General features: G+C 69.9%; 11 protein-coding genes. 2 read left to right on the forward strand and 9 right to left on the reverse strand.

Annotated features, from left to right (window positions below):
• Nucleotides 1-63: 63 nt before the first annotated feature.
• From ACFVGS_RS00005 to ACFVGS_RS00045, 9 genes are read right to left on the reverse strand one after another with little or no spacing between them, the layout of a single operon-like run.
• Entirely contained in the window at nt 64-1,539 is a 1,476-nt protein-coding gene (locus ACFVGS_RS00005; protein ID WP_385688735.1) for a non-reducing end alpha-L-arabinofuranosidase family hydrolase, read from the reverse strand.
• Nucleotides 1,539-2,282 (reverse strand): cupin domain-containing protein, encoded by a 744-nt coding sequence (locus tag ACFVGS_RS00010; RefSeq protein ID WP_385689476.1) that lies wholly within the window; start codon nt 2,280-2,282, stop codon nt 1,539-1,541. Before ACFVGS_RS00010 ends, ACFVGS_RS00005 begins: the two co-directional genes overlap by 1 nt.
• Nucleotides 2,279-3,139: a PmoA family protein gene (locus ACFVGS_RS00015; RefSeq protein WP_385688737.1), complete on the reverse strand. Its 861-nt coding sequence runs from the start codon at nt 3,137-3,139 to the stop codon at nt 2,279-2,281. The genes ACFVGS_RS00010 and ACFVGS_RS00015 overlap by 4 nt, the downstream gene beginning before the upstream one ends.
• Nucleotides 3,136-4,182 (reverse strand): Gfo/Idh/MocA family protein, encoded by a 1,047-nt coding sequence (locus ACFVGS_RS00020; RefSeq protein WP_385688740.1) that lies wholly within the window; start codon nt 4,180-4,182, stop codon nt 3,136-3,138. The genes ACFVGS_RS00015 and ACFVGS_RS00020 overlap by 4 nt, the downstream gene beginning before the upstream one ends.
• A complete protein-coding gene (locus ACFVGS_RS00025; protein ID WP_385688742.1) occupies nt 4,179-5,219 on the reverse strand; it encodes an endo-1,4-beta-xylanase in 1,041 nt (346 codons plus the stop codon). Before ACFVGS_RS00025 ends, ACFVGS_RS00020 begins: the two co-directional genes overlap by 4 nt.
• A 26-nt stretch (nt 5,220-5,245) precedes the next feature.
• Nucleotides 5,246-6,682 carry a glycoside hydrolase gene (locus ACFVGS_RS00030; protein ID WP_385688745.1) on the reverse strand — a complete coding sequence of 479 codons (1,437 nt, stop codon included), beginning with the start codon at nt 6,680-6,682 and terminating at the stop codon, nt 5,246-5,248.
• Nucleotides 6,683-6,719: 37 nt separating this feature from the next.
• A complete protein-coding gene (locus ACFVGS_RS00035) occupies nt 6,720-7,550 on the reverse strand; it encodes a carbohydrate ABC transporter permease (protein ID WP_384406990.1) in 831 nt (276 codons plus the stop codon).
• Nucleotides 7,547-8,572, reverse strand: a complete 1,026-nt coding sequence (locus tag ACFVGS_RS00040; protein WP_384406992.1) for a carbohydrate ABC transporter permease — start codon at nt 8,570-8,572, stop codon at nt 7,547-7,549. The genes ACFVGS_RS00035 and ACFVGS_RS00040 overlap by 4 nt, the downstream gene beginning before the upstream one ends.
• Before the next feature lie 4 nt (nt 8,573-8,576).
• Nucleotides 8,577-9,869 carry an extracellular solute-binding protein gene (locus ACFVGS_RS00045; protein WP_384406994.1) on the reverse strand — a complete coding sequence of 431 codons (1,293 nt, stop codon included), beginning with the start codon at nt 9,867-9,869 and terminating at the stop codon, nt 8,577-8,579.
• Nucleotides 9,870-10,112: 243 nt separating this feature from the next.
• On the opposite strand from ACFVGS_RS00045, the gene ACFVGS_RS00050 reads away from it, so the two are divergent.
• Together ACFVGS_RS00050 and ACFVGS_RS00055 are read left to right on the forward strand one after the other, a co-directional pair.
• Complete coding sequence (locus tag ACFVGS_RS00050; RefSeq protein ID WP_384406996.1) at nt 10,113-11,126, forward strand: LacI family DNA-binding transcriptional regulator; 1,014 nt, start codon at nt 10,113-10,115, stop codon at nt 11,124-11,126.
• A gap of 383 nt (nt 11,127-11,509) precedes the next feature.
• On the forward strand, nt 11,510-12,952 hold the full coding sequence (locus tag ACFVGS_RS00055) for an endo-1,4-beta-xylanase (protein ID WP_385688749.1): 1,443 nt from the start codon (nt 11,510-11,512) through the stop codon (nt 12,950-12,952).
• The last annotated feature ends 171 nt before the right edge of the window (nt 12,953-13,123 follow it).

A 13,123-nucleotide genomic window follows, 5' to 3' on the forward strand; every position in this document is an offset into this window, starting at 1 on the left:
GGGCCCGGCTGTCTTGGGCGGGCCCGCCACGCCGGCTCCGTACCGGAGCCGGTCCTTGCGTTCTCAGCGCTGCAGCGTCAGCAGACCCGGCCGGTAGGGCCACAGGCCGTAGTCGCCGCCGGAGTTGGGATCGCGTCCCTGGTAGAGGAAGCGGAGGTTGCAGGGATCGACGGTCATGGTCTGGTCGGCGCTGGTGCGGAGGAGTTCGCCGTGGCTGATGTCGTTGGTCCAGGTGGCGCCGCTGTTGGCCTTGCCGGCGAACGGGTTGGTCTCGGTCGCGGCCTGGGGCGTCCACGAGCCGTTCAGGCTGGTGGCCGTGAACGAGCGGAAGTACCGGCCCTGCGAGCCGATCGCCTCGACGATCATGAGGTAGCGGTCCTGGCCCTGGAGCTTGTAGACCTGCGGGGCCTCGAACAGGTTGTTCGTCGTGTCGCTCATGACGACGGTCGAGGTCGCGCCGAAGCTGCCCGGGAAGTTCCCGATCGGCATACCGGCCCGGTAGATCTTGCCGTTGTCGCCGGCGAAGAACAGGTACATGTTCGTGCCGTCGGCGATGAGCGTCTGGTCGATGGGCCCCGTTCCGGATCCGGAGATCGTGCCGGAGAACAGTTCCTGCTCCGCCGACCAGCCGTTCGGGTTCGTGGGATCGCTCGACGTCCGGTAGGAGAAGGCGGTCCTGCCCCACTGGTAGGCGAGCACCCAGGTGTTCTTCGGCGCGAAGTAGAAGAGCGAGGGCGCGACCGTGGAGGTCGACATTGTGTTCTGGCCGGCCGAGGCCATCTCCGACCAGTTGGTGAACGGGGTGAAGTTCATCGAACCCCAGCCCGCTCCGGTGCCCGCGGCGCCGTGCGTCGTCGCGTAGACGAGCTGCCTGCCGTTGTGGGGAGCGACGGTGAAGTCCTTGAGCGAGGCCCATCCCGCCTTGGGCTGCGCCAGCGCGCCCGTCGACGACCAGCGGTACGTCGAGGGCAGGGCGCACGTGCCGGGGGTGCCGGCGCCCACCTTGACGAGCTGCCACTGCTGGTTGGCGCCGCCCCAGTCGTCGTACTGGACGATGTTCGCGCCGTCGGCGGTGGAGGCGCCCTGCACTTCGAGGGCCTTGCCGCTGTGGCGCGCGATGAGCCTCACGTGGCCGTCCGAGCTGTCGGCCAGCCGCCACTGCTGGTTGGTGGCGTTCAGGTCCGACCACTGGACGATCGGGCCGCCGTTGGCGGTGGACGCGTCGCGGACGTCGAGCACCTTGCCGGAGTGGCGGGACTTGATCCGGAAGTAGCCGCCGCCGGAGTCGACGAACTGCCATTGCTGCTGGTTCTGGTCGTTCCTGGTCCACTGGGTGATGCGGGCGCCGTCGCCGGTCGCCAGGTTGTAGACGTCCAGGGCCTTGCCGCTGTTGCGGTTGACCAGCACGTACCAGGCGTTGGTGTCGACGGTCGCCGCGGCGGCCGGCTGCGCACCGAAGAAGGTGGCCAGGAGCAGCAGCGGGGCGAGGACGGCGAGCGGGCGTTTCCATGGGATCGGTGAGCGATGATGCAACCGCATCAGGCGTGCTCCTTCGAGGTGTGAGGGTGGGGTGAACCCGAGGGGCCGCGGGGCGGCCGCGTCGGAGAGTCGGGGACGGGATAGGTGTGCAGCCGGCCGCACATGCCGAAGAGCGGGTGCTCCGGGCATTCCCTTCGTGACACTTCGCCGTGGCCGAGGTAGGAGAGGTCTCCGGCCTTCAGCCGTTCCAGTTGACGGCCGGTCTCGAGGGCGGCGGCCAGGGCGCCGTCACGCCAGCGGGTCCGCCAGTCGTCCAGGAGCCCGCTCTTCAGCCGCTGGGCCGCGGCGTGGAACTCCGCGAGCCCGCCTTCGCGCAAGGCCAGGAATCCTTCGAGCGCCAGGTCGCGGCGGCGGCGCGCCGCGGTGGCGTGGTCGCCGGTCAGGGCGGCGGCCGCCTGGTAGGCGTGGGGATCGGCCAGCACGGGAGCGGGGAAGGTGAAGACCGCGTCGCCGGCCTCGGGGAGACCGCTGTTCTGCATGAGGACCAGGAGGCGCAGGCCGCCGGCGTTGACGAGGCGGTGGATCGTGCCGGGGGTGAACCAGACGACGTCGCCGGGGTGCAGCGGGGTGTCGGCGAAGCCGGTGGTGGTGAGGGTCTGGACGCTGCCCGTGCCGCTGACGACGACGTACGCCTCGGAGCAGACGAGGTGCATGTGGGGCGTGCCTCCGCACAGCCCGTCGGCGGCCTCCCAGTCGTAGACGGTCAGGCCGGAGATGCCCACGCCGCCGGGGAGCCGGGTCACCACGGGTGTTCCGCGACGTGCCGGGACAGGCGTGCGGGCGTCCACGCTCCGTCGGCCACGACGATCCGGTAGCGACGCGACAGGGTGTCGCCGGGGGCCAGCGGCAGTTCCTCGTCGAACGCCAGGGACGGGTTGACGGCGGGGATGGGTTCACTGCGGACGAACCAGTGGCAGGGGGCGTCCGGGTCGTCCAGGAACAGGAGCGTGGAGGAGCGGTCGACCTCGTCGTGGCTGCCGACGAAGGCCAGCCAGTCGCCCTTCTCGCCCATTCCGGGGCCGATCACATGACCGCCCGTGAAGGCGCGCGGGCCGCGCCAGAACAGGCCGGTGTATCCGGCGAGCTCTCTGCCCTGCGTGCCGGGGCTGCCGAAGACCAGGGCGGTGTCGTGGACGTTCGTGAGTGCGGTTCTGATCTCCAGGGTCCAGGAGTCGGCCTCGACGTCACGTGCGGTGAGCGTGCGGCGCTCGTCGATCCAGTGCTCCCCCGCCATGGTGTGCCAGGCCAGGTCCTCGGTGATCACGGCGCGGCCGTGGCCCGTCCAGGCGAACAGGGTGAGGCTGCGCATGGTGCCGAGGTTCGGCAGGTCGACATAGCCCTGCCCGCGCAGGTAGGTGCCGCCGCCCCAGAAGTTCTGCCCCGACACCCACGACGCCGTCATCTGGACGCCCTTGTGCCAGCGGTGGTCGTGCGGCCGGTACCCGGTGACCACGTCGCCGGCGAGCGTGCGCACCGGATGCAGGTACGGCTTCGGCGCCTCGAAGGGGTCCATGACCGGCCGGTGCACGTAGCGGAAGAGGTCGGTGCCGCGGGCGCGGACGGTCAACGCGTCCTCGTTCTCCAGGAGTTCGAACGTCATCGGAACACCTCCGGGCGTCCCCCGTGGAGCGAGCCGTAGAACGGGTCGGCCGCGTCGATCTCCCCGCGCCTGACCGGCAGGCCGGTGATCGCGGCCTTGTACAGGGCGGTGACCAGCTCCATGGTGGTCCTGCCGAGGTCGGGCCGGGTCCCCGCCTCGTAGCCGTCCAGGAAGGCGGCGAGCTGGGCGGTGTGCGAGCTGGGCAGGTCGTCCGCCGGCTCCCACGTCGCGCGGGGCGACCTGGCGGTGAACGTCCAGTCCGCGTTGGAGTAGCCGTACAGGTGCCGCAGTTCGACGGTGGCGTCGGTGAGGTCGAAGCGCAGGTAGCTCTCCTCGCGTGGGGACAGGACGCTGTTGACGACCGTCGCGATGGCTCCGTTCTCGAACCGGACCAGTGCAGCGGACACGTCCTCGGTCTGGATGTCGCGTGCGAGGCGGCCGGCCATCGCGCGCACCTCGGCCCAGGGGCCGAGCACGTCGAGCATCAGATCCATCTGGTGGATGCCGTGGCCCAGCGTCGGGCCGCCGCCCTCGCTCCGCCAGGTGCCGCGCCAGGGCACCTCGTAGTAGGCGTCGTCGCGGTACCAGGCCGTGACGCACTGCGCGACCAGCGGTCGTCCCAGCGTCCCGGCCGCGATCCTTTCGCGCAGGTGGCGGGCTCCGGAGCCGTACCGGTGCTGGAACACGGCGCCCGCGGCGGCGGGGCCCTCGGCGTCGTGGATGCGGTCGAGCTCGGCCAGCGACAGGGCCACGGGCTTCTCGCACCACACCCACGCCCCGGCCTCCAGGCAGGCCACGGCCTGTTCGGCGTGCAGGTACGGCGGCGTGCACAGGTGCACGACGTCCGGGTTCTGCTCCTTCAGCATCGTGCGCAGGTCGGTGTGGACGGCGGGGATGCCGTGTTCGGCCGCGAAGGCCTCGGCGCGCGCGGCGTCCACGTCGACGGCTGCCACGATCTCGGCCCGGTGTGCCTGGGCCCGGAGGGCGGGGACGTGGCAGATGCCGGCGATCCCGCCCGTTCCGACGATCGCGGTCCTGATCATCCGCCCAGCACCTCCCTGATGGCGTGGTAGGCGGGCTTGGGCCGCAGGTTCTCGTCGTAGGGCAGCGCGGCGCCCTCGCCGGGGAAGACGGAGGGGATCCACGAGTACTTGTCCGTGTAGTCCCAGATGGTGACGCCGACGCATCGCGTCACCGCCAGGCAGGCCTTGACGTAGTCGGCGTACCAGGTGGCCTGGGTGGCGAGCTTGTCCGGGGTCGCCGGGAGGTTCATCCGGATGTCGAGCTCGGTGACGGCGACGTCGACGCCGAGGTCGGCGAAGCGCTGCATGTTCTGCCGGACGTCGGCGGGGAAGCCGTACTGGAGCGCCAGATGACCCTGGAGGCCGAAGCCCTCCACCGGGACGCCGTCGGCCTTCAGCTGCTTGATCAGGGTGTGGTAGGCGTCGCTCTTGGGATTGATCCCGTCGACGTTGTAGTCGTTGAGGTACAGCTTGGCGTGCGGGTCGGTCTCGTGGGCCCAGCGCAGGGCGTCGGCGATGTAGCCGGGGCCGAGCGTCTTGTAGAAGAGCGTCTCGCGATAGGTGCCGTCCTCGTTGAAGGCCTCGTTCACGACGTCCCAGTGGATCACCCGGCCCTTGAAGTGCCGGACGACGGTCTGGATGTGGTTCTTGAGGACGGCGCGCAGTTCGTCGGCGGTCCAGCTGCGCTCGGTGAGCCAGGCGGGGAGCTGGTTGTGCCAGATGAGGGTGTGGCCGCGGACCTTCTGGTGGTGGGCCCTGGCGAAGGCCACGACCTCGTCGGCTGCGGTGAAGTCGAAGACGCCGCGCTCGGGTTCGGTGGCGTACCACTTCATGGCGTTGCCGGGGGTGGTCTGTCCGAACTCGCTGCCGAGGAGCTTCAGGTAGGGGGCGTCGGTGAACTCCGGGTTGTCGGTGGCGGAGCCGAAGTACTTGTGGTGTGTCCTGGCCAGTTCGCCGAGCGTCCTGGGACGGGACTCGGCGGTGGCGGGCGCGGCGGCGAGGCCGGCCGCGAGGCATGCGGCGGCGGACAGGGCGATGAGACTCCGGGGCATGAACATGGCGGACTCCTCGGGTGCAGGACGGTTCAGTCGAGGACGATGGTGGTCAGCGCGCGGGGGGCGAGCTTCGCCGTGAGGGTCGTGCCGTGCGTGGAGACGATGTCGGCCGGGGTGATCGAGCGGGTCTCGTCGGTGACGTAGCCCTGGGGGTGCCGGTCGTGGCCGCCGCGGAGGGAGAAGGCGGCGGAGCGCTCGGTGGCCGCGGTGTTGAGGATCTCGATGACGCGGCTGCCGTCGCCGTTGCGGAAGGCCGTGACCTGGAGGGCCGGGTCGGCGTTCGTGACCGGCACGCGTACGGCGCCGGGGCGGATGAACCGGCTGAAGGCGGCCAGTGCCCAGTACCGCTTGGACACGCGGTAGTCGTCGCCGGGGTTGGCGAGCTGGATGAGCCCCCGGGTCGTGCCGAGGGACGCGCCGGTCCAGTAGACGTAGGCGTTGGCGTTGCCGGCGGTCAGGGTGTTCTGGATGTCGGCCGCGACGGTGAGGCCGTCGTAGCCGCTGCCGTCGTCCCAGTTCTCGTTCCAGGTGGTGCCGTCCGGCGACCATTCCGACATCCAGACGTGCTTGTCGGTGGGCTGCGGCACCGACGTCGGACCGCTGTAGCGGTGGCCGCTGATGGTCCGCACGGCCTTGTCGGCCGCGGGGTCCGCCTCGATGGCCTCGGTGTAGGCGACCTGCCGGTCCCAGCCGGCGGCGTCGCAGCAGACCAGCTGCGTCTTCAGACCGGACGCGCGGACGGTGGGCCCGAGCACCTTGAGGAGGTCGACGGCCTGCTGTGGGGTGAACCGCATCGAGGCGTAGGTCGCCGTCCAGTCGGGTTCGTTGGTGAATCCGAGGTCGGTGATCCCGATGCCTTCGCGCTGGTAGAACTTCGCGTACTGGACGAGGTAGTTCGCGTAGGCCTGCCGCCATTCGGGGCGGAGCTCGCCGCCGTCGTTCTCGCTGCCGTTGGTCTTCATGAAGGCCGGGGCGCTCCAGGCGTCGGCGAAGAACCGTTGGACGCCGTACGCCTTGGCCTCCTTGGCGAGCCACACCTGGCCGCCGTCCCAGCCGTCCCACACGTACGTCGGCGTCGCGTCCGGCCCGCCGGGATCGGTCGGCAGGATCGTCGGCATGTGGTCGTAGACCCGGTCGGTCGACGACCCGATGCCCAGGCGCAGGATCGACAGTCCCGCGCCCTTGTCCTTGCTGAACAGCAGGTCGAGCACCTCGCGCCGCTTGGCCGGGCCGAGGCCGCGCGCGCCGTGCAGCAGGTCGGCCCGCTGGAAGGCCATCGAGAAGCCGAATCCGTCGATGGGCTGGAGTGCGGCGCGGAAGTCGATGACGGACCACCCGGGCGCGACGGCGGAGAGGGCGGTGCCGGCGGGGCGGGCGGGGTCGGCGGCGGGTCGGGCGAGGTCGGCCGCGGCCTGTGACGGTAACGCGGATGTCAGCGCGAGTATCAGTGCGGTCAGTCGTTTCACAACGTCTCCTCGGGGGGTGGAGGTGGCGCGGAACGGGTCAGCCCTTGGTGGCGCCCGCGGTGAGGCCGCCGATCAGCTGCCGTTCGGCGACGGCGTAGAAGGCGAGGGCGGGGACCATGGCGAGCACGATGTAGGCCAGGACGAGTGCGTAGTCGGTCGAGTACTGGCCCTGGAACTGCTGGACGCCGACCGGGATCGTCTGCCATTTCGGGTCGTTGAACACCAGCAGCGGCAGGAAGAAGTTGTTCCAGCTGGCGACGATCGCCAGCACCGAGACGGTGCCGAGCGCCGGGCGCGCCATCGGCAGCAGGATCTGCCAGAAGAAGCGGAACTTGCCGCAGCCGTCCATGACGGCCGCCTCCTCGATCTCCGCCGGGATGGTGCGGAAGAAGCCGCGCAGGATGATGATCGTCATGGGGAGCCCGAAGGCCGCCTGCGGGAGGATCACCCCGAGCGGGTTGTCGAGCAGGCCGAAGGTGCGCAGCATGAGGAACAGCGGCAGGACGGCCACCGCGAACGGGAACATCAGCCCGATCGTGAACAGCGTGTAGAACAACTCCCTGCCCCGGAAGGCGTACCGGGCCAGCACGAACGCCGCCATCGCGGAGGCCGCCACCGTGCAGAGCGCCGTACCGACCGCGATGCCGGCGCTGTTGGCGATCTGCCGCCAGAACATGGCGTCGCCGAGGATGCCCGTGTAGTTGGCGGCCCTCCACCGCTCCGGCAGCCCGAACGGGTTGCTCGTCAGCTCGCCGGTGCTCTTGAACCCGGAGATCACCGCGTAGATCAGCGGGACGACGACGAACGCGCCGATCAGCCAGATCACGGCGTGCAGCGAGATTCCCCGTGCGGTCCTTCGGGCGTTCATCGGCCACCGCCCGGGGTGACGGCGCCGCTCAGGTCACGGCGGAGCACGTAGCGCTGGTAGAAGAGGGAGAAGACCAGGCTGATCATGAACAGCACCACGCTGATCGCGCTGGCGTAGCCGACCTGGTACCGCTTGAACCCGAACTGGAACATCGAGATCGCCATCGTCTCGGAGGAGTGGTTGGGCCCGCCCGCGGTCATGACCCAGACGAGGTCGAAGAGCTGGATGGACCCGATGATCGACAGGAAGACACTGATCCGGATCGTCGGGCCGAGCAGCGGCAGCGTCACGTGCCGGAAGCGCTGCCAGGCGCCGGCACCGTCGAGGGACGCGGCCTCGAGGACCTCGGCCGGGATGCCCTGCAGGCCGGCGAGGAAGAGCATCATGTGGAAGCCGAAGTACTTCCAGATCATGACGACGAACAGGGTCGGCATGACCGTCGTGGGGTCGGCGAGCCACCTGCCCTGCAGCCCCTCCAGGCCCAGGGCGCCGGCGAGGTGGTCGGCCATGCCGTCGCCGGGCAGGAAGACCATCGCGAAGAGGACCGCCGTGACCACCTCGGACAGGATGTACGGCGCGAAGAACAGCATCCGGTAGACGGCCCGGCCGCGCAGCCGCTGGTTGAGCAGGATCGCGGTGAACAGCGCGAACGGCAGCTGCACCGTGATCGACAGGACGATCAGGTACAGCCCCCGTCCCAGATCTCCGAGGAAGACCTGGTCGTCGAAGAGCCGGGTGTAGTTCGCGAGACCGACGAAGTCGTCCATGGGGCCGACCCCGCCCCACTTGAAGAAGCCGGTGTAGACGGCGACGACTATCGGGGCGAGGACGAAGACGAGGAAGAGGACGAGGGCCGGGACGAGGAACCAGGCGACCGACGCCCAGCGTCCCCATCTCGCCAGGAGCGTCCGGGACCGGACGGGCGGACGCACCGGTGCGGCGTCCTCCGTCCGCTCCTCGATCGGGTCCTCGGCCGGGCCCCCGGCCGGGCCCTCGGACGGGTCCTTGGTGAGGGTGGACACGGAGCTAGGCACCCTTCGCAGCCTCGGTGATCGACGTGGTGACCTGCTCGGGTGTCTTCTTGCCCGCGATGAGGTCGGCGACGCTGTCGTTGACCTCCTGGCCGACCGCCGGCGGGTAGGCCTGGTCGAGGAACAGCTGGAAGCCCGTCGCCTTGGAGAGGCTTTCGGCCACCACCTTCTTGTTGGCGTCGGTGAGCCCGCTCTCCGCGCCCTTGACCACCGGCAGGTAGCCGTTGGAGGCCAGCAGCTTGGACTCGTTCTCCAGAACGAAGAACTTCAGGAAGTCCAGCGCCTCCTTCGGAGCGCCCTTGCGCAGGGCGAAGCCGCCGCCACCGCCGAACACCTCGGTGACCCGGCCGACGCCGCCGTCGACCGTCGGGAACGGGAAGAAGCCCAGGTCCGCTCCGAGGTCGGCGCCCGCGTCCTTCTGCACCGACGGCCCCCACTGCCCCATCAGCTCCATGGCGGCCTTGCCGTTGCCCATGGTCGCCGCCTGGCCGCCGGGGGTGGCGTAGCCGGCGCCGAGGAAGGCCGTCTGGAACGGCTGGAGGTCGACCAGCTCCTTGAGGTGGGTGCCTGCCCGGACGAAGCCGGCTCCGGTGAAGTCCTTGGTGGAGGCGGCCTGTTGCAGGGCGGGCAGACCGGCGACGCGCATCGCGAGGTAGGCCCAGTAGTAGTGGCCCGGCCATTTCTCCTTGCCCGCGAGGGCGATCGGGGTGATGCCCGCCGCCTTGAGCTTGCGGACGTCTTCGAGGAACTCGGCCCAGGTGGCCGGCGGCGCGGTGATCCCGGCCCTGGCGAAGAGCTTCTTGTTGTACCAGAAGCCGACCATGCCGATGTCGTAGGGCACCGCGTAGGTCCGGCCGCCGAACTGGTAGGCCTGCAGCGAGACCGGGGTGAGGTCGGACGACCAGTCCAGCGCGTCGGTGAGGTCCTCGACCAGCCCGGCGTCGACCTGCTGCTGGAGCACGCCGCCACCCCAGGTCTGGAAGATGTCGGGGAGTTTGCCGGAGGAAGTGGTGGCGGTCAGCTTGGACTTGAACGCCTCGTTCTCCAACGAGGTGGTGTCGATCCTGATGTTCGGGTGAGCGGACGTGAACGCCGAGGAGATCTGCGGGAAGAGGGACTTGCCCGGTTCCGTCGTGGCGATGTTCCACCACTCCAGGGCGACCTTGCCGTCGGCCGTCCGCCCGGCGCCGGATCCACCGGATCCGCAGGCCGCGGCCATGGAGACGGACAGTGCGGTCAGGCCCGAGAGTGCCAGGAAGTTCCGTCGGCTCGGGAGGGTGCTGGTCATGGGACCTCCGGGGTGGGGATGCCGGTCATGCGCCCGAAAACATTTCGAAATACTCTCGAATTCTGTGCCGCCATAAGCTAGGAACGTGGGGCCGCCGGGTCAAGAGTTGTCGCCGATTTACCTGAAAATACGCGGCTGTTGACGGGCTTGACACGCAGGTCGGGCCGCCCGGAGACTCTTCGAAAGTTTGCGATACCTGTCGCCGGCCGAGGCCTTCGCGCACAGGGGAGCAGAGGAGGGAAGTTGAGCGAGCAGCGTCCGACCCTGGCCCTCATCGCCGCCGAGGCAGGGGTCTCCCAGGCCACCGTCTCCAAGGTGATCAACGGCCGCTCCGATGTCGCACCCTCGACGCGCAAACGGATCGAGGGCCTGTTGCGCTCCCACCACTACCTCCCGCCCGGCCGGCAGGGCAGGGCCCGCAGATCGGGCCTCGTCGACCTGATCATCGGCGGTCTGGACAGCGCGTGGGCGGTGGAGATCCTGCGTGGCGTCGAGGCCGAGTGCGCCCTGCGGAGCGTCGGCACCGTCGTGTCGCTCGTCCCGCCGGGCGAGGCCACGCCGTCCAGCTGGGCCGCACTGCCGGTCCTGCACCACAGCGACGGGGTCATCCTCGTGACCGCCTCCGTCACGAAGGCCCAGCGCGAGCAGGTCGAACGGGCCGGGGTGGCCCTGGTCGTCATCGACCCCATCGACCTGCCCGGCAACGGCGTGCCCAGCGTCGGCGCGACCAACTGGGCGGGCGGCCTCGCCGCCACCGAGCACCTGCTGGAGCTCGGGCACCGCCGCATCGCCACGATCGGCGGACGCAAGGAGATGCTCTGCAGCCAGGCCCGCATCGACGGGTACCGGACCGCCCTGGAACGGGCCGGGATCGAGATCGACCGCGACCTGATCCGGTTCGGCGACTTCCAGCACGAGGGCGGGTTCCGGTGCGCGCAGGAGCTGCTCGCCCTCCCCGAGCCGCCGACCGCCGTCTTCGCGGGCAGCGACCAGCAGGCGATGGGCGTCTACGAAGCCGCCCGGCAGCTCGGGCTGAGCATCCCTCAGGACCTCAGCGTGGTCGGCTTCGACGACCTGCCGATGTGCGAGTGGCTGTCGCCGCCGCTGACGACGGTGCGTCAGCCGCTGGAGGAGATGGGCCGGGTCGCGGCCCGCACCCTGTTCCAGGTCATGGAGGACCAGCCTCTGGTCACACCACGAATGGAGCTGTCGACCGAGCTCAAGGTCCGGCTGTCCACGGCCCCGCCCCGCAGCTAGGAGCACCGGCGGGCGGGGGCCGCACAGGAGTCTCACCACCGGTGGGGACGAGGCTCACCGAAAGACTTTCGGTGCCTTTCGGCGTCTTGCGATGGCGATCGTGCCCTGAGCCCGGCACTTCTGAGGCTCCCTGAGCAAAGAACTCGGGTCGCGGCCCATCGAAAGATTTCGAAAGTCTTGACTTGTTTCTCCGAGGTTTCCACACTGAGTCCCGAGTCGGCGGCGCCCCTCCATCCGAGCTCCGGGTGCCGGCCTTGAAACGTGCCACTCGCCCTTGAACGGGGATCGCCCCTGCGGACGTTCCCCATGCGGGACGTCGCCGACGCGGATCCCACTCCGCCGCGCTCAACTCCTTCCGTGATGTCCGTCCTGGAGGTTCAGTCATGCGCTCACCTGCCGTTCCCCCCTCCACAGTCCGCCGGAAGATCGGCGGGCTGTGTGCGGCGCTGATCGTCGGCGTCCTCGGTTCGACCGCCGCCCTGGTGGCGCCGCCCGCCTCCCACGCCGCCGAGAGCACGCTCGGCAGCGCGGCGGCCCAGACCGGGCGCTACTTCGGCACCGCCATCGCCTCGGGCAGGCTGGGCGACTCGGCGTACACGACGATCGCGAGCCGCGAGTTCAACTCGGTGACCCCCGAGAACGAGATGAAGATCGACGCCACCGAACCCCAGCAGGGCCGGTTCGACTTCACCGCCGGAGACCGCGTCTACAACTGGGCGGTGCAGAACGGCAAGCAGGTACGCGGGCACACGCTGGCCTGGCACTCCCAGCAGCCCGGCTGGATGCAGAACCTCAGCGGCAGCACGCTGCGCCAGGCCATGGTCAACCACATCAACGGCGTGATGGCCCACTACAAGGGCAAGATCGCCCAGTGGGACGTGGTGAACGAAGCGTTCGCCGACGGCAGTTCGGGAGCGCGGCGCGACTCCAACCTGCAGCGCACCGGCAACGACTGGATCGAGGTCGCGTTCCGCACCGCACGCGCCGCCGACCCGGCCGCCAAGCTCTGCTACAACGACTACAACGTCGAGAACTGGACCTGGGCCAAGACCCAGGCCATGTACGCCATGGTCCGGGACTTCAAGCAGCGCGGCGTGCCCATCGACTGCGTCGGCTTCCAGTCGCACTTCAACAACGACAGCCCGTACAACAGCAACTTCCGCACCACGCTGCAGAACTTCGCCGCCCTCGGCGTCGACGTGGCCGTCACCGAGCTCGACATCCAGGGCGCCTCGGCCACGACCTACGCCAACGTGACCAACGACTGTCTGGCCGTCCCGCGCTGCCTCGGCATCACCGTCTGGGGCGTGCGCGACACCGACTCCTGGCGGGCGGAGCAGACGCCGCTGCTGTTCAACGGCGACGGCAGCAAGAAGCCCGCCTACTCCTCCGTCCTCAACGCGCTCAACGGCGCCTCCCCCACGCCCACTCCGACCCCTTCGCCCGGTTCCGGACAGATCAAGGGCGTCGCTTCGGGCCGCTGCCTGGACGTGCCCGGCGCCGGCACCACCGACGGCACCCAGGTCCAGCTGTGGGACTGCCACAGCGGCACCAACCAGCAGTGGACCTACACCGCCGCCGGCGAGCTCAGGGTCTACGGCAGCAAGTGCCTGGACGCCGCCGGCACCGGCAACGGCGCCAAGGTGCAGATCTACAGCTGCTGGGGCGGCGACAACCAGAAGTGGCGCCTCAACTCCGACGGATCCGTCGTCGGCGTCCAGTCCGGCCTCTGCCTCGACGCCGTCGCCGCCGGCACCGCCAACGGCACCCTGATCCAGCTCTACTCCTGCTCGAACGGCAGCAACCAGCGCTGGACCCGCACCTGACACCCTGCGGCTTCCCTCACGCCGCGCCGAACACCTCACCGGTCGTCGCCGCCGCGCCCGTCGCGGCGGCGGCGACCCTCGAGACCGGCCCGCTCGTCGTGGCGGGCCGTCATCCTCTCCACGCTCCCCGTCCCGTCCGCCCGTCTTTCGCCCGTCGCCCTGTCCAGGGCC

The sequence above is a fragment of the Streptomyces sp. NPDC127114 genome (genome assembly GCF_042677525.1).
Classification (GTDB): domain Bacteria; phylum Actinomycetota; class Actinomycetes; order Streptomycetales; family Streptomycetaceae; genus Streptomyces.